This window comes from Haemophilus parainfluenzae (assembly GCF_014931395.1).
Classification (GTDB): domain Bacteria; phylum Pseudomonadota; class Gammaproteobacteria; order Enterobacterales; family Pasteurellaceae; genus Haemophilus_D.
Map to the genome: position 1 here is coordinate 1,529,963 of NZ_CP063120.1, position 19,735 is coordinate 1,549,697.

14 protein-coding genes, 5 tRNA genes and 1 rRNA gene are annotated in these 19,735 nt (G+C 40.8%); 9 read left to right on the forward strand and 11 right to left on the reverse strand.

The annotated features are described in order from the left end of the window. Window positions 1–4: 4 nt before the first annotated feature. The 10 genes from INP94_RS07665 to erpA form a co-directional block, all read right to left on the reverse strand. Complete coding sequence (locus INP94_RS07665) at window positions 5–484, reverse strand: TlpA family protein disulfide reductase (protein WP_197543209.1); 480 nt, start codon at window positions 482–484, stop codon at window positions 5–7. Beyond that, the gene (locus tag INP94_RS07670) at window positions 474–1,145 is read right to left on the reverse strand and encodes an ABC transporter ATP-binding protein (protein WP_049375077.1); all 672 of its coding nucleotides are present in this window, start codon (window positions 1,143–1,145) and stop codon (window positions 474–476) included. Before INP94_RS07670 ends, INP94_RS07665 begins: the two co-directional genes overlap by 11 nt. Before the next feature lies 1 nt (window position 1,146). Further along, window positions 1,147–2,280: an ABC transporter permease gene (locus INP94_RS07675; RefSeq protein WP_049369289.1), complete on the reverse strand. Its 1,134-nt coding sequence runs from the start codon at window positions 2,278–2,280 to the stop codon at window positions 1,147–1,149. Then, window positions 2,267–3,607: an ABC transporter permease gene (locus INP94_RS07680; protein ID WP_197543210.1), complete on the reverse strand. Its 1,341-nt coding sequence runs from the start codon at window positions 3,605–3,607 to the stop codon at window positions 2,267–2,269. Before INP94_RS07680 ends, INP94_RS07675 begins: the two co-directional genes overlap by 14 nt. After that, window positions 3,607–5,001 carry a Fe-S-containing protein gene (locus INP94_RS07685; RefSeq protein ID WP_197543211.1) on the reverse strand — a complete coding sequence of 465 codons (1,395 nt, stop codon included), beginning with the start codon at window positions 4,999–5,001 and terminating at the stop codon, window positions 3,607–3,609. The genes INP94_RS07680 and INP94_RS07685 overlap by 1 nt, the downstream gene beginning before the upstream one ends. A gap of 115 nt (window positions 5,002–5,116) precedes the next feature. Next, window positions 5,117–5,638, reverse strand: coding sequence for an iron transporter (locus INP94_RS07690; protein WP_049385166.1), 522 nt, complete (start codon window positions 5,636–5,638; stop codon window positions 5,117–5,119). 28 nt (window positions 5,639–5,666) lie between these two features. Next, the gene (locus INP94_RS07695; protein WP_197543212.1) at window positions 5,667–7,571 is read right to left on the reverse strand and encodes an FTR1 family iron permease; all 1,905 of its coding nucleotides are present in this window, start codon (window positions 7,569–7,571) and stop codon (window positions 5,667–5,669) included. A 219-nt stretch (window positions 7,572–7,790) separates the two neighbouring features. Continuing rightward, window positions 7,791–10,190 (reverse strand): penicillin-binding protein 1B, encoded by a 2,400-nt coding sequence (gene mrcB, locus INP94_RS07700; protein WP_197543213.1) that lies wholly within the window; start codon window positions 10,188–10,190, stop codon window positions 7,791–7,793. 23 nt (window positions 10,191–10,213) lie between these two features. Further along, window positions 10,214–10,567, reverse strand: coding sequence for a YacL family protein (locus INP94_RS07705; protein ID WP_197544279.1), 354 nt, complete (start codon window positions 10,565–10,567; stop codon window positions 10,214–10,216). A 1-nt stretch (window position 10,568) separates the two neighbouring features. After that, on the reverse strand, window positions 10,569–10,916 hold the full coding sequence (erpA, locus tag INP94_RS07710; protein WP_005696219.1) for an iron-sulfur cluster insertion protein ErpA: 348 nt from the start codon (window positions 10,914–10,916) through the stop codon (window positions 10,569–10,571). Window positions 10,917–11,041: 125 nt separating this feature from the next. Between erpA and map the strand changes: the two genes are divergently transcribed. After that, the gene (gene map / locus INP94_RS07715; protein ID WP_197543214.1) at window positions 11,042–11,845 is read left to right on the forward strand and encodes a type I methionyl aminopeptidase; all 804 of its coding nucleotides are present in this window, start codon (window positions 11,042–11,044) and stop codon (window positions 11,843–11,845) included. A 294-nt stretch (window positions 11,846–12,139) separates the two neighbouring features. Continuing rightward, complete coding sequence (gene glnD / locus INP94_RS07720; protein WP_197543215.1) at window positions 12,140–14,725, forward strand: bifunctional uridylyltransferase/uridylyl-removing protein GlnD; 2,586 nt, start codon at window positions 12,140–12,142, stop codon at window positions 14,723–14,725. Between the two features lie 45 nt (window positions 14,726–14,770). On the opposite strand, the gene hemL is transcribed toward glnD, so the two are convergent. Continuing rightward, window positions 14,771–16,054 (reverse strand): glutamate-1-semialdehyde 2,1-aminomutase, encoded by a 1,284-nt coding sequence (gene hemL / locus INP94_RS07725; protein ID WP_197543216.1) that lies wholly within the window; start codon window positions 16,052–16,054, stop codon window positions 14,771–14,773. A gap of 121 nt (window positions 16,055–16,175) precedes the next feature. On the opposite strand from hemL, the gene wecA reads away from it, so the two are divergent. The 7 genes from wecA to INP94_RS07760 all read left to right on the forward strand — a co-directional run bounded on the left by wecA (window position 16,176) and on the right by INP94_RS07760 (window position 19,705). Beyond that, window positions 16,176–17,240 carry a UDP-N-acetylglucosamine--undecaprenyl-phosphate N-acetylglucosaminephosphotransferase gene (gene wecA, locus INP94_RS07730; RefSeq protein ID WP_197543217.1) on the forward strand — a complete coding sequence of 355 codons (1,065 nt, stop codon included), beginning with the start codon at window positions 16,176–16,178 and terminating at the stop codon, window positions 17,238–17,240. Between the two features lie 183 nt (window positions 17,241–17,423). After that, a tRNA-Arg gene (locus INP94_RS07735) sits at window positions 17,424–17,500 on the forward strand. A gap of 30 nt (window positions 17,501–17,530) precedes the next feature. Then, window positions 17,531–17,606 (forward strand) — tRNA-His (locus INP94_RS07740). 24 nt (window positions 17,607–17,630) lie between these two features. After that, window positions 17,631–17,707, forward strand: a tRNA-Pro gene (locus INP94_RS07745). Window positions 17,708–17,878: 171 nt separating this feature from the next. Then, window positions 17,879–19,418: ribosomal RNA gene (locus tag INP94_RS07750) — 16S ribosomal RNA — on the forward strand. A gap of 81 nt (window positions 19,419–19,499) precedes the next feature. After that, window positions 19,500–19,576: transfer RNA gene (locus INP94_RS07755), tRNA-Ile, on the forward strand. Between the two features lie 53 nt (window positions 19,577–19,629). Then, a tRNA-Ala gene (locus INP94_RS07760) sits at window positions 19,630–19,705 on the forward strand. The last annotated feature ends 30 nt before the right edge of the window (window positions 19,706–19,735 follow it).

The window sequence follows — 19,735 nt, forward strand, 5'->3', positions numbered from 1 at the left end:
TTGGCTAGCCTTTAAATAATTTATCTAAATCTTCTGCGGGAATTGCGCCTTCATATTTAGCCTGAATATTACCTTCAGGTGTAATCACAAAACTTGTTGGCGTGCCGATAAGCTGATAGCGTTCAGCCGTAATTTTTAATTGGTCTTTGATAACCGGTAACGTAAGCTGACGTTTGGCGACCACGGCTTTGGTATCCACTTTATCTCCATCCACATTAATGGCGATAAGTTGAACTTTATCTGGATTCGCTTCGGCCAATTTTTCGAATTCTTTTAATTCGGCAACACATCGCCCACAGGTTTCAGACCAGAATGTCAGTAAGCGAGTGCCTTTCCAATCATCAAGTTTCACTTCTTTACCTTGTAAATCATAGGCAGCGATGTCTGGTGCTTTTTGACCAATCGCAGCAACTTCGTCTTTACAAGAAACACTGCCGAAAATGACCGCACTTATTGCGAGTAGTTTTACGAGTTTATTTTTCATTAATGTCCTCTTTTACAAATTTTCCGTGATGGAGATAAATAACACGATCGGTTAACTCACCCAATTCTGGATTGTGTGTCACCATCACAATCGTTCTCCCTTGGCGATTTAACTCTTGTAGTAAATCTAGTACAAGGGCTTCATTTTTTTCGTCGAGGTTACCCGTAGGTTCATCGGCAAAAATAACGGGTGGTTGGTTCACTAATGCACGAGCAATACATACCCGTTGTTGTTCGCCCCCAGACAGTTGGCTTGGACGGTGATCTATACGATGACCTAATCCCACTTGTTCGAGTACCGCTTTAGCTGCTGCTTCATCAATCACACTGTGATAGTGCTGAGCCAGCATCACATTTTCAAGTGCGGTTAAATAAGGAATTAAATGGAATTGTTGGAAGACTAGACCAATTTTTTCTGCACGGAAACGCTGACGACCCACTTCATCCAGTTGTGCCGCATCGACACCATCTAGAATAACTTTACCTTCACTAGCCGTATCTAAGCCGGTCAGAATATTCATCAGCGTTGTTTTACCTGAACCTGATGCACCCATTATCGCAATAAATTCACCTTGGCGAATTTGAATATTAATATCTTCTAAAGCAGTGACTTGCCCGAATCGTTTATATAAATGTTGCGTTTCAATTACAAATTCACTCATTTTATTCCCCTTTTAACACATTTGCGGTTTGAATATTTAAAGCTCGTTTGGTTGGTACAATCACCGCAATAAAGGCAACCAATAACGATAAGACGATAGTAATTGGAATAACCGGTAGACGCATATCAATGTAAGATTTAAATACGGTTAATCCAAGTAATTGTGCCAAGATGTAGCCGAGAATCAGTCCCGCGACAATTGCACAAAGTGCTATGATGAGAATCTCGGTACTAATTTGTTTAATGATGTCACTTTGTTTGGCACCTAGGGCTTTTTGTAGCGCAAATTCTTTTGCTCGCTCACCAACAATCGCAATCAACGTGGTGTTCACACAAAGGGTGGCGAGAATCAAAATGACCAATGAGATTAACCCCATCAATCCTTTGATTTTATCTAAAATCTGCCCTTCAGAAGCGGAGACTTTTCGAATCGGTCGTGCAGTCAGATCAGGTTGATGTTGCATAATGTCTTGGGCAAATTGTGCGACATTACCTTGTTCATTTTTTACATTGAGCAAGGCGTTGTTTGCTAATCCTTCTTTATCCAACCAATTTTGGGCAAACTCTAAATTCACGATCAGCATGTTGTCAGTGGCATCACCTGCCTCAACAATACCTTTTATCGTGAATTCATGTTTTTCGACCGCATTTTTAGACAGCGTTAATTTACTTCCAACACCTAAATTAAGGCGTTCCGCTAAGGTTTTACCAATCATGGCATTGCGGTCATCAAAATTCACATTAATAGCTGAGCCGGTAATTTGCCAATAAGGTGCAAGCACATGCATATCTTCAAACCAGACTCCCATAATCACGATTTTTTCTAAATCACTTCGCGCAACACCATATAAATAAGGACTGGCAGCGGTAATGAAATTATCCGGTGCATTGTGCAGAATTTGCTTTAATTGGCGTTCCTTCATCAATCCACCATTGGCTGCACCGATGTAAAAGTTTGCCCCGAAAGTACGGAGCTCTTGACTCATTTTGGTATTAATATCGAAATAGACCGCAGCCATTGCCGTCACAATGGACGCACCAACAGTCAGGGCGGAGAAGATAATAAATACTCGTTGTAAACGTAGGCGTAATGCTTGGAAGATTAAACGCCAAAACATACTTTTATTGGCGGCCATAGAGCACCTCCACAGGGTAAAGTTTGGCAATACGATGAGCAGGGAACCAAGTACCCACTACAGCAATTAAAATAGACAGCATTAATACGCAAGGGATTACAATCCAAGCAAAACTTAGCGGAACACCAAATAGAGCCGAACCAATAAATCTTGCTAAGCCCCAACCTGCAATACAACCAAGCGAGCCACCAATTAAGGCACTAATAATGGCTTCGCAATAAAACAATAACGCGATTTGCCATTGGTATGCGCCTAACGCTTTCATTAAACCAATTTCTTTTGAACGCTCAATGATCCCTGTACTCATTAATGAGGCAATCCCCATAGCTGCCGCGATTAAAGCGGCGAGAGTCACGACAGCAAGCAATAACTGGATTTTACCAATGACAACACCTTCTGAAGCCGCAACCTGCCAAATTGGGCGAACAATAGCGCCTGAGATAGCTTCTTCTAATTGGTGTGAAATAGACGAGACATAAGCCGTACAATACCAACGATCGTACTCTTCCGCATCCAATGCATCGGTATTAGCACGGGCTTTACGAGAAAGATCATTTTCAGGTACGGTAAGCGCAGAGACTTTAACTGATTGAATTTTTCCTTCTAAGCCCAGTAATTTTTGCACAGCGTTGAGCGGCATGACTAATTGATTATCTTCAGTCCCACCCGTGGATAAAATACCGGTAATTTCAACCGCACTTTGATTATCTAGCTCATTATTTTGATAGCGAAGCTGGATTTTATCACCTTGTTTTAAGCCAGTTCGTTGAGCCAATTGCTCACCAATCAATGCAGGAATAAATTCTCCTTGAGGTGTTTCAAGATCGTTGACCCATTCCCCTTGCACATGCCAATAAGGACTAATGATTTTTTGTCCTGTGTGGTAATCATCTTCATCTGGTACAGGGATGTTGTGATCGAAAAACGTACCTAACACATTAATTTGTCCAAGTGCGGTTGATTTATCGTGAGTGTTTGTGGAAAGCGTTTCCGCTTTTACATCTGCACTTAATAACGGTGCAAAACCTACGATATTATTTCGCCAGAAAATATCTTTAATATTCGGCAGCTCTTTTTCATCGAGAAAATCTTGGCTACTTAAATCTGCGTTATGACTGAGTTCATCAGGCAAGGCTGCATTACTTGCAGGTTCAACTAAAATATTGGCTCCGTAAGATTTGAGCTCTTTTGCCATTTTATCGCCAATATCAATGGATACCGCCAAGAGCGCAGAGACTAAGCCAGCCGCTAAGAAAATAGTAATAACGGCCAACAGTTTACGTTTAATGCTGAAGCGCCAAGATTGAAATAACATTCTTGCTAGCATTATTCCCCCTTACCTAAATATTTTTCAGGGTTATCACGGAATAAATCAAGATTTTTCTCACTTTCAAAGAAGTAAGTTTTACCTTCGTAATTATATTTGTGCTCTGTTTTAGTGTTTTTCATTTGGGCGCCACTAATCGGATCTTTTACATCGATTTCAACAATTGTGCTAAATAAATTTAACCCTTCTTCTAAGCTGGTTCGATTAATGAGAATTTCAGTCTCAGTTTGTTGCCAATCTTCAATTGGAACAGGATTACAGCCACCCGGTTTACCAATAGATGGAATAAACATATGTACGCCGCAGCCTACACAAACGACTTGGTTACCTTCCATTACATAGCCTTGGTCACCACAAAGCAAGCAGGCATCAAATACCGCAGCTAGACTCAATTTATCTGGTTGACGATTAATGACAAAGAAACGCACAGCTTTACCGTCATCAGCAATCCAGACAAAACGGTGTAATTTACCGTCTTTTACTTGTTCAATTGGAATGTGGACTTGTTGCTTTTCATCTAAGGTCAAAGGAATCGCTTCTGAAAGTTGTGGTGGACGAGAAGCAATTTGCTCCCAATAAAGCTGCGTAGCAAAAATAATTGCTACGGCCAAATAGCCCCACCCAAGTAAGCGAGAGGAAGTACGCAATGCTGCCAATTTTTGGCGTTTTTCAATGGGTTCTTGTGTCGCATTAACTTGTTGCTTGCGTGATAAATGAATTTTGCCGTAGAAGATGGCTAGTACGACGAAGAGTAAGGCAGCACAGATGTAATTTAACCAGCGAGTGATTTCGCCTGATTTTGCAACAAAGCTTAAACGTAGTTTGGTGAGTTCAAGCACTTGAAGTTTCATTAAAATTAATAAGAGTTCACCAATAAGTGGAACCAGTAAGCAAATTAAGAGAAGGCTCATCACACCTTTTAAAAGTGCGGTCGATTTTTGTTGTGTTTTTCCCGCTTGTTTTAAAAGTAAATCGATCCAACCTTGTAAGCATAAACAAAAAACAAAGGCAAAAATGACCGCACTTATGTGCAGGATTGAGTCCGTGTTGATGACATCTGTAGAAACAAGCGCGGTAATGTTGGGATCTTTTGCCCAGAAGCTTCCAGCGATGAGCATTAATACAGTTTGCCAAAAGGCAGGTAAGCGACCTTTGCCGAAAATTAAACATAAGGCAAAGATAATCAATAGCACCAATATTACCGCATTGACGATTAAATTGGTTATTTGTCCCGCAGGTAAACTAAGGCGCAGTACGATACCGGCAATAAAACCGAATAGGCTAAGCCAAATTATTTTTTTTGCACTTACAGAGGATTGTTTACTGTGATAAACACCGAGTAATAATGAAAAAGGTAAAAGTGCTTGAAGGAAAAAAGTAAAAAAATAATTCATAGTTTGACCATTTAATAGGATAAAACAGACGATATTTTAAGGTTAAATGAAATGCTATTGCCTTCCCCTGACAAACAGGGGAAGGCAAGTCGGTAAAATTAATATTTACCTGAGATTATTTGATGCCAGTGAATTTGAATTCATAACTTACATCAAATGGTTTCCACCAACGACCAACGCCAGTTTCCGGGTCGGTATGACGGTGCATACCTGCTTTTGATGGAGGGTCGATGTGGTAAGTTAATTTATAGTTACCCACACCCATCATTTTCACATTTGCACCGTAGTGAGGGCCATCACCCGCTACCATTGGCATGAAGGTACCTTCTTGTTTTTCACCCGTATCAGCATTTACTAAAGTATAGTTGATAGTTAAGTAAGGCATCCATTCACCATCACCAAAGCCATTTTTATTACCTTTTACTGCGTGGATGTCCGCTTCTAAGTGGATATCTGATTTCGCAGCTGGTAAACCCATACCACGTGGTTCCATATCGATTGGTTTGAGATAAACCGCCGCAATTTCCATTTCATTCATGGTTACCGCTTCACCGATTGGATATTCTTGGAATGCGTTAGCAGTAGATGCGGTGAAAATACCCGCAAATAATGCTGTTGCTAAAAGTGCTTTTTTCATTGTTTTTCTCCTAAAGGATTGTTGGGTATTACGCGGCTTTTTTGCTTTGATATTTCATAATAAACAGAGCAAATACGGCTGCGACGAGTAAGATTGCTTGTGGAATCAAGGTTTCCATATAAGGATAAATACCTAACCACGAAATTTCAGGCACACCGCTAATCAGCGTTGGCTCGAAAAGTTTGCCTTCAATGAGTTCTAAAACAGATTTTCCGGCGAATACAAAGGCCATTAAGTACATAAATGAGCCCGTAAACATAAAGAATGGTTTAAGCGGTAATTTCACCACGGTATAGCGCATCACGAAGTAGCAAATGGTGAGAATAATTGCGCCGACAATGATACCTGCGAAAAGGTAGATAAAACTGACCGCACTTTTCGCATCACCCACAAGGGCATAGTAGAATAATACGGTTTCCGCCCCTTCGCGATATACGGCTAAGAAGCTGGTAAGCCATAAGCCAATGAGTGAGCCTGTGGTGAGGGCAGTAGAGAGTTTGCCTTCTAAATAACGTTTCCAGTTTTGTGCTTCAACTTTAGATAACAACCAGTAACTCATCATAAAGAGCATGACGACGGCAAAAATCATCGTAAAGCCTTCGAGCAATTCGCGGTTTTGACCGGAGTTTTCAAAGATAAGCTGGAAGATAAATGCGGTAATCACACTGGCAATTAACGCCACATAAACAGACTGACGAATAACTGGCAATTTATCTTGGTAGTTATTTTTAATTAAGTAAGTCACGATAGCGGCAACAATCAATAAGGCTTCCAAACCTTCACGAAGGATGATTAAAAGGCTATATAAGAACATAGACCAATCGCTTTGTTCTTCGCCCTGTAACATTTCAACCGCTTTAGTTAGATTCTGGTTTAGACCATCAGCTTGAGCTTGTAACTTATCACCTTGTTCAGCTTTCATTAAACTCACGAGACGAGTAAAGTAGCCTTCAAGTTCAGCTTTAAAGTTACTGTCACGAGAACCCACTTTGTTTTCCATTCCAGTGCTTTCAAACACGTCGAAATAGGTGTCTTGTACGGAAAGAATCGCTTTTTTGCTTTCACCTTGTTGATAGAGGGCAATAGCTTGTTGAATACGTTGGTTGATCTCTTGTTTAATCTTATTCCAATCTTGCTCTTGTTGGTTATCAGTTGCTTGCTGTGCCGTATTGGATTGAACGTTTTGTTCTTCTCGTGTGGTTGGTAAGTTAGGCAAGTTTTCTTCAATATCTTGTAATAATTGCGTGCTTTGATAACCAAGTTCTGTAATTTGATCCGCTTGTTCACTTAAACGAATGATGTTGTAAAACTGTTGGTTAATCGCGGCTGAGATTTCTGCAGAGCGATTTTGGCGAATGGACATTTCCATTTCTGAGTTTTTATAGCCATCATATTGTGCTTGTTGGAACAATTTTTTGGCATTGGCAAGATTACCATTTTGATAAGCATCGATCCCTTGAGCGATCAAGTCATCAATGGTTTTAAAACTTTGTTGCCAATAAGGGGCAATCGCTTGATTATCATAAACGCCATGTTGTCCATCGGCATTGAGTTGATGGCCTTCAACTAATGATGGCAACACTTCTTTTAATTCTTTTTTGAGCTGATCAATTTTAGTCTGAATATCTTTTTGTGAGCTGCCCTCACCGATCATTTTACGGATTTCGCCAAAAGTCGCTTCCATTTGGTAGCTTTTTTGTGCTGAGAAATTGATACGAATTGGGCCTTCTAGATTTTCAAAGACTTCAAAATAAGCCATTTGCACTTCAGTACGGGCGTCATCTGTATTGCCTTGTTGGATAAGTTGAGACGTTTTATCTAAGCGAGCCGTAATATCATCAACCCATTGTTGATAGTTATCTTGTGCAAAGAGTGAAGAAGAAAAGGCGAGTGAAAAAATTAAAAAGAAAAATCGAATAGAACGGAATAGCATCGTCTATTTACCTCATTACCTCAAATGAAATTAATTCCTATTTATAATTATCCTTTGATATTAGTGAAATGACAATAAATAATTCTAATTTTTGTGATGGAGATCAAAAAATTCACACGAGATTGGAAATCTAGAGACGGTTCTTTTATGCGAAAAAGAATAAAGCGCCCTTGCTAGCGCTTTATGGAGATATAAAAGTGCGGTCAGAAATAAGCCTATTTATTGAGCCGGCGTAGCTTCTTCAACAGGCGCTTTATTATCTAACACATCCCATACACTTTCTTGTTTTGGTGATTCAGGTTGTTCAGGTTGTGGCGATTGCGTAGTTTGCGTCGCGGTAGCAGTCGCAGTACTCGTTGTTTGTGCTGAAGCACAGAAATTTTGATCTTTATTTGCCCAAACAGGGATTGTTCGGCTACTACCACAACTCCAACTACCGTAAGCATTGATGCCAACCCATTTAATTGTAGAAGGTTGACCAAGTTTCAGTTTTTCAATGACCACACGGTTTAAGTAATCTTTATAGATTTGTAATGCACCTGAGGCACCTGTTAATTTGGTTTCACCGTTATCATCACGACCTAACCAAATGGTGCTAACATTTTTACCATCAATACCCACAAACCACGTATCACGGGCATCGTTGGTCGTACCTGTTTTACCCGCAAGATGAAGATCCGCATAATCATTTTGTAAACTACGCGCAGTACCACGTTCTACGGTTTGTTGCATCGCATATAAGGTTTGATAAGCCGCTTCTCTTGGCACCACTTGATCCGGCACTGTATTGTGTTCGTAAATAATATTTCCTTGACGATCGGCAATGCTTTGAATGGTACTTAACTCAATTTTGCCACCTTGATTTGCAATGGTTTGATAGAGTTTGGTTACATCATAAGGTGAAATACTGTAAGAACCGAGCAAGGTTGCAGGCACTTTGGGAATGGCTACATTATCCCAACCCATGGCTTTTTGCGTATCAATCACTTTGCTCAAGCCGACTTTCATCCCAATATTTACCGTTGGAATATTCAGCGAGCGAGCAAGGGCGTCCATTAGCATCACCGAACCACTATATTTGCGATCGTAGTTACGAGGTTGCCAAGGTTGGCTACCTTTAACATAAATCGTGATTGGTTGGTTTTGAATTGGTGTATTTAAACGGAATTGTTCCGGATTCATCAGTGCGGTCAAATAAATGGATGGTTTTACTAAAGAACCAATTTGACGTTTTGACATTAACGCACGGTTAAAGCCCGCATATTCTGTTTGTAATCCACCGACAACAGCGCGTACTTCACCCAGGTGATAATCCGCGATAATCATTGCACCTTCTAAATGTGGATTTTTAGTTTGTAGTTGTAACTGATTAACCGTATTCACTACGGCATTTTCAGCTTGTGCCTGTTGTTTTAAATCCATGGTGGAGAAAATTCTCGCACCAAGTAGTGCAGAGGTTTTGTTTTCCCCTAATTGACGGCGAAGATCCGCTTGTAATGTTTGGATGAAAGCAGGGTATTTACGTGAAATTTGACCTTTAGCTTGCACGCCTAATGGACGTTTACTCAACATCTCATAAAGCTCATCCCCAATCATTTGGTGATCAAGCATCAGTTTCAATACTACATTTCGGCGATCGAGGGCATATTGTGGATTTCGCCATGGATTATAAAGGGATGGTCCTTTCACCATGCCAACTAAAAGGGCAATTTGGTCTAGGCTAATTTCACGGATAGAACGACCAAAATAAAATTGGCTCGCCAGTGCAAAACCGTGAATTTGAATATCACCATTTTGACCAAGGTAAATCTCGTTCAGATAGGTTTCTAAGATACGGTTTTTATCATATCGCCAATCTAACACCAATGACATTAAAGCTTCATTGGCTTTACGTGTCAGAGAACGTTCGCTGGATAAAAATAGGTTTTTAACTAATTGCTGTGTGAGCGTACTGCCGCCTTGAACCGTTTGACCGGCTTTAATATTGGCAATCATTGCCCGCACAATCCCCACTGGATTAATCCCGTTATGCTCATAAAAACGGCGATCCTCTGTGAGTAATAAGGCATCGATGAGTAAACGAGGGTATTGCTGTAACGGAATGGCTAAACGATCTTCATTATCTGATTCCAACATTGCAATTAATTTAGGCGCAAGACGGAATTCATCAACCGCTTTTACGTTGACTAAGTCTTCAATACGAGAAAGTTTGTTATCCGTAAAACGTAAACGTAATACACGCTGTGGTTCAGGTTTGTCAGGATAAGGGAATGCGCGACGAAGTAATACGATGGTATCCTCTTCGAGTTTAAAATCACCCGGTGCTGCAATCATTGTGGTTTGACGGTATTCGTTATCGAGTAAGATTTGAATGACCTCGTCAAAAGAAAGGTTATCAGATAGTTTTACGCTTTCTAAGCGACTATACACTTCAGCCGGTAAACGCCAAATCTGGCCATCCATTTTTGAGCGAATTTGCCAGTCTAAATAGCCACCATAAAATACGGCAAGCGTCCCTAAAGTAAAGGCTGCTTTAGCTAAAAAGATTTTACAAGAACGGCGCTTATCTGGTGCTTGCGTTTCTTGTTGCTCTGGTGAGGTTTTTTCCGTTTCCGACATAATATTAGCTTCAGAGAATGAGGTTAAGCAATAAATTCAAAATAGGCATTAAGAAAGTGGATGAAGTCTGTTGTACCGCAGAAGGCGATGCTTTCTTCATCATAATAATGGAAGTCGTCTTCTAAAATTTCATCTGTTTCAATCGCAAGGTTATTGGCACGAATTATCACTTCATCGGTATTGATAAAAAGCGTGTATTCGGCACCAATCAGCGTGACTTCATCATTATTTTTAATCTGCTCACAGGCAGAAAGTGCGGTCAAAAACGCTTGAGGATTTGACCGCACTTCTGAATTAAACCAATTAGCTAGTGCAATGTGTTCCATTGAACATTTGGCGTGCACATTGCCTAGATAATGGGTAAATTGAAAATCCATATTAGATGCTGAATGAAGAACCACAGCCACAGGTGCTGGTTGCATTCGGATTGTTCACCACAAAACGAGAACCTTCCAATCCCTCAGTGTAATCAACGGTGCCGCCAATTAAGTATTGTAAACTCATTGGGTCAATCACTAATTGCACACCGGCTTTTTCAATGGTTAAGTCACCTTCATTGACTTTATCATCAAAGGTAAAACCATATTGGAAACCGCTGCAGCCACCACCGGTGATGTACACGCGTAATTTTAATTCATTGTTTTCTTCTTCGCTAATTAAACTTTTTACTTTATTGGCTGCCGCATCAGTAAAAGTTAGCGGCACGGCCATATCTAAATCTGACATATCTCTATCCCCACTTTCCTAAAAATAATCCTTGTATTATCTAATAACCTGTTAATTCATTCAAGATTTTTCACGGAATTAGTGCTATTATATGCGAATAAATCAGAATTAAATAAGGAGAAATAATGGGCATTCCATTAAGAACTGAAGAAGAAATTATTAAGTTACGTGAAGCGTGTAAATTAGCGTCTGATGTCTTAGTCATGATCGAACCTTATGTCAAAGAAGGGGTGACGACGGGAGAATTGGATCGCATTTGTCATGATTACATGGTGAACGTACAAAACGTGATTCCTGCCTGTTTAAATTATCATGGCTTCCCGAAAGCAACCTGTATTTCTATAAATGAAGTGGTTTGCCATGGTATTCCAAGCGACGATAAAAAATTAAAACAGGGCGATATTGTCAATATTGATGTGACCGTGATTAAAGACGGTTATTTCGGCGATAACTCTAAGATGTATGTCGTGGGTGAAACTAATATTCGTAGCCAAAAATTAGTTGAAGCGGCACAAGAAGCGCTTTATGTGGGATTGCGTACGGTTAAGCCGGGCATTCGTTTAAATGAAATTGGTAAAGCAGTACAAAAATATACCGAAAGCCAAGGTTTTAGCGTGGTACGTGAGTATTGCGGCCACGGCGTGGGAACTGAATTCCACTGTGAACCACAAGTATTACACTATTATGCTGATGATGGCGGTGTGATTTTAAAACCGGGTATGGTATTCACCATTGAGCCAATGATTAATGCGGGTAAAAAAGAAGTGCGTATTATGGGCGATGGTTGGACAGTAAAAACCAAAGACCGTAGCCATTCAGCGCAATATGAGCATCAAATTGTGGTTACCGAAAACGGTTGTGAAGTGATGACAATCCGTGATGAAGAAATTGCGGAAGGTCGAATTCAACGTATGATGGTCAATATTTAAAGCATCAAAAGGAAATTTGATTTATGATGAGATTTAGAACTTTCCTTCTGATCAGTTTAGTTATCGTATTTTTTGCGTGCCTTCCCCTTATTATTTTTGAGGTGATAGGAGAAGGAGAGCCTGTAATAGCTTTAGCGTGGATTGGCTACTTCGTTACACTACCAATTGGTGCAGTTGTACTAGGTGTCTTTTGGATCTGTTCAGTGTTTCATTGGATATTTGACAAAGATTAATTCCCATCATGGTTATTGAAAGCTCATTTTTATGGGCTTTTTATTTAATTAAGAGAACACTATGCTTTTTCCTTATCATTTCGATTCTCCACTCACGCCAAGTGTGGTCAAAATTCAGCGTGAAAATTTGAAGGAATTGGAACGTCAGCATTTTTCTGATTATTCTGTTTTTGAGCTGATTGCTAACCGTACACAATTTTGTGATGATTTGTTAAAACAGCTTTGGCAGCAATTTGAATTAGATAAAGCTCATCTCACCTTAATTGCAGTAGGTGGGTACGGAAGACAAGAAATCTTTCCTTTATCTGACCTAGATGTTCTTATTCTTTCAAAAGAAGAAAGAGGCGTTGAAACGGAAGAAAAAATTGCTCAGTTTGTGCAGTTCTTGTGGGATTGTGGATTCGACGTAGGGCATAGTGTTCGTTCTTTGGAAGAATGTGAGAAGGAAGGTAAACAAGACATTACTATTGCCACCAATTTACTTGAGTCTCGTTATTTATCGGGAGATGTATCCCTTTTCAATGCTTTAGAGGAAATACTGAAAAGGCCAGATTTTTGGGCGGTAAAATCATTCTTTGATGCCAAAGTACAAGAACAAATTGAACGTTATCAGCGTTATCACAACACCAGTTACAATTTAGAACCCGATTTAAAATACAGCCCAGGTGGTTTGCGGGATCTTCACCTTTTATATTGGATCGCCTTACGCCACACAGGAGAAATGACCCTTAATGGCATTTTGGAAAGCGGTTTTATTTACCCATCAGAACACCAACAATTATTAGACAGCCAAGAATTTTTATTCAAAGTGCGGTTCGCTTTGCACTTGATTTTAAAACGTTATGACAACCGACTGCTGTTTGATCGTCAAATCAAAGTGAGCGAGATGCTTGGTTTTAAAGGCGAGGGAAACCGAGGTGTGGAAAAAATGATGAAACGTTTTTTCCAAGCTTTACGCTCTATTTCTCGCTTGACCGATATCCTAATTAAGCATTATAAAGCGCATTTTTTATCAACGGATGGCGAGGTTTCTATTCATCCTTTGGATGATAATTTTGAGTTAGTGAATCAAAGCTTGTGTTTACGTAAGGAAGATGTGTTTTTACGTTCACCGGATCGTATTTTGGATCTTTTTTTCTATCTTACGCAGCATGAACAAGCCGAAATTCATTCCTCAACATTACGCCAACTTCAGATTGCGTTGGAAAGTTTGACGCAGAAATTATGTGATATTCCTGAAGCAAGAGAAAAATTTATTCGGTTATTTAATCAACCGAAAGCGATTCAGCGCGCATTTCTTCCAATGCACCAATACGGTGTGTTAACGGCTTATTTACCACAATGGCAGGGAATTGAAGGCTTAATGCAATTTGATCTTTTCCACATTTACACCGTGGATGAGCATACCTTGCGAGTGATGTTGAAGTTGGAAAGTTTCTTAGCTGAAGACGAAGCAGAATCTCATCCCATTTGCCATCAAATATTTAGTCAAATTTCTGACCGCACTTTGCTTTATGTTGCCGCACTTTTCCATGATATCGCGAAAGGGCGAGGGGGTGATCATGCGGAGTTAGGGGCTGAAGACATCGCTGACTTTGCTCGTTTGCATGGTTTTGATCGTCGAGAAATCGAAACGATGGCTTGGCTAGTGAAAGAACATTTACTCATGTCAATCACTGCGCAGCGTCGAGATATTCATGATCCGGAAGTCGTGATGAACTTTGCAGAAAATGTGCAAAATCGAGTTCGTTTAGATTATCTCACTTGTCTGACCGTTGCGGATATTTGTGCGACAAATGGTACATTATGGAATAGCTGGAAGCGTTCTCTTTTTGCCTCTTTATACGATTATACGGCGCAACAATTCCGACAAGGGATGGATTTGTTATTAGATAATGAAGAAAAGATCCTTGAAAATCGTCAATTGGCGTTGGCAATTTTATCCGAAGAAAAACCAGAATTATCGGAAGAGAAAATTTCAGCGTTGTGGCAGCGTTGCCCATCTGATTATTTCTTACGAAATAGCCCGAAACAAATTGCGTGGCATACAGAGTTATTAGCTGAATTTGATGGTGAAGTACTCGTTAAAATCAGTAACCGTTTTTCTAGCGGTGGGACTGAAATTTTCGTTTATTGCCCCGATCAAGCTAATTTGTTTAATAAAGTGGTATCAACCATTGGCGCGAAAAAATTCAGTATTCATGATGCGCAAATTTTGACATCCGATGATGGCTACGTATTCGACAGCTTTATCATCACAGAATTAAATGGTGAATTGGTTCGTTCTGAACGTCGCCGAGAATTAGAGACGGTATTAACCTCTGTTTTATTAGGTGAAAAATTGCCATCCATGTCTTTTGCAAATAATCGACAGTTGCAACATTTTACCGTAAAAACAGATGTACGTTTTTTGAAAGAAACTAAAAAAGAGCATACCGAATTAGAAGTGGTGGCTTTAGATAAACCCGGTTTATTGGCTCAAATCAGTCAAATTTTTACCGAGTTAAAACTCAATCTCTGGAATGCAAAAATCACGACAGTGGGAGAAAAAGCTGAAGACTTTTTTATTCTAACAAACGAGAAAGGCACAGCATTAACCGAAGAGGAAAGGGGGGGGTTAGAAAACGTGCTCTATGAACGCTTATAATATGAAATAAAAAAGTGCGGTTAAATTTAACCGCACTTTTATATTTTAAGCCACTGCGGCAAATGCAATATCAGCGGCAGCAAGCGTTTTTTCAATGTCTTCATTTGTATGTGCTAAAGACATAAAGCCTGCTTCAAAAGCAGAAGGAGCAAGGTAAACACCTTGATCGAGCATTTTATGGAAGAACACTTTGAATTTTTCGGTATCACATTTCATGACTTCTGCATAAGAGGTAACTTGTTTTTGGTCAGTGAAGAAAATACCAAACATGCCGCCTACATGATTAATCACAAATGGTACATTGTGTTTTTGGGCTAATGCTTTTAAGCCATCACAAAGTTTTGTAGTTAATTCTGCAAGGTGTTGTTCATTACCTGCTTTTTTCAATTCAGTTAAACAGGCTAAACCTGCCGCCATTGCAATCGGGTTACCTGAAAGAGTACCTGCTTGATAAACAGGGCCGGTTGGTGCGAGGTGTTGCATAATCACTTTTTTACCGCCAACAGCACCCACTGGCATACCGCCACCAATGACTTTACCTAATGTGGTGAGATCAGGTGTTACACCATAGTAAGCTTGTGCACCAGCAAGTGAAACACGGAAACCTGTCATGACTTCATCAATAATGAAAAGTGCACCATATTGGTCACAGATTTCGCGAATGCCTTGTAAGAAACCTTCTTTTGGCGGAATACAGTTCATGTTGCCTGCGACAGGTTCAATAATCACACAAGCGATGTCGTTAGGAAATTCTTCAAATAATTTTTTAACAGAATCAAGATTGTTATATTCTGCAGTTAAAGTGTGTTTTGCAAAATCTTCAGGCACACCTGGCGAGCTTGGTTGACCAAGTGTTAACGCCCCCGATCCTGCTTTTACTAGAAGTGAATCAGAATGGCCGTGGTAACAACCTTCAAATTTTAAGATTTTGCTTCTATTGGTATAACCACGCGCGAGACGAATGGCTGTCATGGTCGCTTCAGTACCCGAACTCACCATACGAACCATTTCAATTGATGGCACTATTTCACAGACTAATTCCGCTAAATCAATTTCAGAGGGGGTTGGTGCACCAAAACTTAAACCATTTTCTGCCGCTTTTAATACAGCATCTAAAATAGTAGGGTGGTTGTGACCTAAAATCATTGGCCCCCACGAACCCACGTAATCGATATATTGTTTGCCTTCAGTATCGTAAATATAAGCGCCTTTGGCTTTTTGAATAAATACAGGTGTACCACCTACGCCTTTAAAGGCACGAACGGGGGAGTTTACACCACCAGGAATAACTTCTTGTGCACGAGAGAAAAGTGCGGTTGATTTTGTCATAATTTTAATCCTTATATTAATAGTAAGCATATTGTACTAAAAAACTGAATTTGAGAAAAATCTTTGTGTGCTGATTTTTCTTTATGTTATCCTTTGCAAAAAAATTTTTAGGATAAAAACTATGCTAAGTCTTCTCGTCACTTTTTTAGGGGCATTGTTAACCTTAATTGTCATGCGACCAATTGCTAATAAAATTGGTTTGGTTGATAAACCGAATTATCGTAAACGTCACCAAGGTGCGATTCCGCTCATTGGCGGTGTTTCTCTTTTTATGGGAAACCTTTGCTATTATTTAATGGAGTGGGATCAACTTCGTTTACCTTATCTTTATATATTCAGTATTTTTGTTCTACTGGCAATTGGTATATTAGATGACCGCTTCGATATTAGCCCCTTCTTGCGTGCAGGAATTCAAGCAGTGCTTGCGATTTTAATGATCGACTTGGGTAATGTTTATTTAGATCATTTAGGCCAGATTCTCGGACCATTCCAATTAACACTTGGTTCTATTGGATTGATTATTACCGTATTTGCGACAATTGCGATTATTAATGCCTTTAATATGATTGATGGTATCGATGGATTATTGGGTGGATTATCAATTGTTTCCTTTGCTGCCATTGGTATTTTAATGTTCCGTGATGGACAGATGGATATGGCATATTGGAGTTTTGCCTTAATTGTAGCGATTTTACCTTATCTATTATTAAACTTAGGGATTCCATTCGGACCAAAATATAAAGTGTTCATGGGCGATGCAGGAAGTACTTTAATCGGCTTTACTATTATTTGGATTCTACTTTTAAGTACACAAGGAAAAGGACATCCGATGAATCCAGTGACCGCACTTTGGATTATTGCAGTGCCTTTAATTGATATGGTGGCCATTATTTATCGCCGTTTACGCAAAGGAAAAAGTCCATTCCGTCCGGATCGCTTACACGTACACCACTTAATGGTTCGTGCTGGATTAACCTCTCGCCAAGCCTTTTTATTAATTACTTTCTTTGCGGCCATTTGTGCCACAATCGGGATCTTAGGCGAAGTCTTCTATATTAATGAATGGGCAATGTTTATTGCGTTTATTGTATTATTCTTCCTTTATGCTTATTCAATAACAAAAGCATGGAAAATCACCCGTTGGGTACGAAGAATGAAACGTCGTGCACGTCGTAACAAGCAATAAATTAAATACAAGAGGGTAGCAATTTGCTATCCTTTTTTATGTTTTAGCACTAAAAATAAACGAATACATAATAAATTCTATACAAATTGAACAAAAATTTATCTTTTGATATTTTTTTTCAAAAAAGTGCTAGACAAGGTATTTGGAAATCATTAATATACGCCCCTGCAACGACGCAGTAACGCGTTCGTAGCTCAGTTGGATAGAGCGTTGGCCTCCGGAGCCAAAGGTCGCAAGTTCGAATCTTGTCGAGCGCGCCAGAAGTCAATGCGATGAACAACTAATCAATGGTGGCTATAGCTCAGTTGGTAGAGCCCTGGATTGTGATTCCAGTTGTCGTGGGTTCGAATCCCATTAGCCACCCCATCTTCTCTTAATTGAGAAATCTGACGGCGAGTAGCGCAGCTTGGTAGCGCAACTGGTTTGGGACCAGTGGGTCGTAGGTTCAAATCCTATCTCGCCGACCAATTTATTTTTTGCTCTTTAACAATATATCAGACAATCTGTGTGGGCACTTGTTGATTGACTTGTTTTAAAAATATTTTTAATTTTGAAGTCTTAATAGGTGCTAACTAGAAATTCATAATACTTTTTTAAGTGGTGACATTTTATGTCAGCAGTATTGAGCGATTAAACTTGAATTGAAGAGTTTGATCATGGCTCAGATTGAACGCTGGCGGCAGGCTTAACACATGCAAGTCGAACGGTAACATAAAGAAGCTTGCTTCTTTGATGACGAGTGGCGGACGGGTGAGTAATGCTTGGGAATCTAGCTTATGGAGGGGGATAACTACGGGAAACTGTAGCTAATACCGCGTAGAATCGAGAGATGAAAGTGTGGGACCTTCGGGCCACATGCCATAGGATGAGCCCAAGTGGGATTAGGTAGTTGGTGAGGTAAAGGCTCACCAAGCCGACGATCTCTAGCTGGTCTGAGAGGATGACCAGCCACACTGGGACTGAGACACGGCCCAGACTCCTACGGGAGGCAGCAGTGGGGAATATTGCGCAATGGGGGCAACCCTGACGCAGCCATGCCGCGTGAATGAAGAAGGCCTTCGGGTTGTAAAGTTCTTTCGGTAGCGAGGAAGGCATTTAGTTTAATAGACTAGGTGATTGACGTTAACTACAGAAGAAGCACCGGCTAACTCCGTGCCAGCAGCCGCGGTAATACGGAGGGTGCGAGCGTTAATCGGAATAACTGGGCGTAAAGGGCACGCAGGCGGTGACTTAAGTGAGGTGTGAAAGCCCCGGGCTTAACCTGGGAATTGCATTTCATACTGGGTCGCTAGAGTACTTTAGGGAGGGGTAGAATTCCACGTGTAGCGGTGAAATGCGTAGAGATGTGGAGGAATACCGAAGGCGAAGGCAGCCCCTTGGGAATGTACTGACGCTCATGTGCGAAAGCGTGGGGAGCAAACAGGATTAGATACCCTGGTAGTCCACGCTGTAAACGATGTCGATTTGGGGGTTGAGCTTTGAGCTTGGCGCCCGTAGCTAACGTGATAAATCGACCGCCTGGGGAGTACGGCCGCAAGGTTAAAACTCAAATGAATTGACGGGGGCCCGCACAAGCGGTGGAGCATGTGGTTTAATTCGATGCAACGCGAAGAACCTTACCTACTCTTGACATCCAGAGAACTTTCCAGAGATGGATTGGTGCCTTCGGGAACTCTGAGACAGGTGCTGCATGGCTGTCGTCAGCTCGTGTTGTGAAATGTTGGGTTAAGTCCCGCAACGAGCGCAACCCTTATCCTTTGTTGCCAGCGATTTGGTCGGGAACTCAAAGGAGACTGCCGGTGATAAACCGGAGGAAGGTGGGGATGACGTCAAGTCATCATGGCCCTTACGAGTAGGGCTACACACGTGCTACAATGGCGTATACAGAGGGAAGCGATAGTGCGAGCTGGAGCGAATCTCACAAAGTACGTCTAAGTCCGGATTGGAGTCTGCAACTCGACTCCATGAAGTCGGAATCGCTAGTAATCGCAAATCAGAATGTTGCGGTGAATACGTTCCCGGGCCTTGTACACACCGCCCGTCACACCATGGGAGTGGGTTGTACCAGAAGTAGATAGCTTAACCTTCGGGGGGGCGTTTACCACGGTATGATTCATGACTGGGGTGAAGTCGTAACAAGGTAACCGTAGGGGAACCTGCGGTTGGATCACCTCCTTACCAAAACGAGAGACAATAAGTGTCCACACAGATTGATTGATATATTGTAGACAATATCGAGCAGAAAGCCGTTATTCCCTTGGGTCTGTAGCTCAGGTGGTTAGAGCGCACCCCTGATAAGGGTGAGGTCGGTGGTTCAAGTCCACTCAGACCCACCACTCAAACTGAGTGAGTGATGAAGGTGAATAAGGTGGTAAATAAACGATGACATGGGGATATAGCTCAGCTGGGAGAGCGCCTGCCTTGCACGCAGGAGGTCAGCGGTTCGATCCCGCTTATCTCCACCACTTATCATCGTTAAGTAAATTGAGTGATTT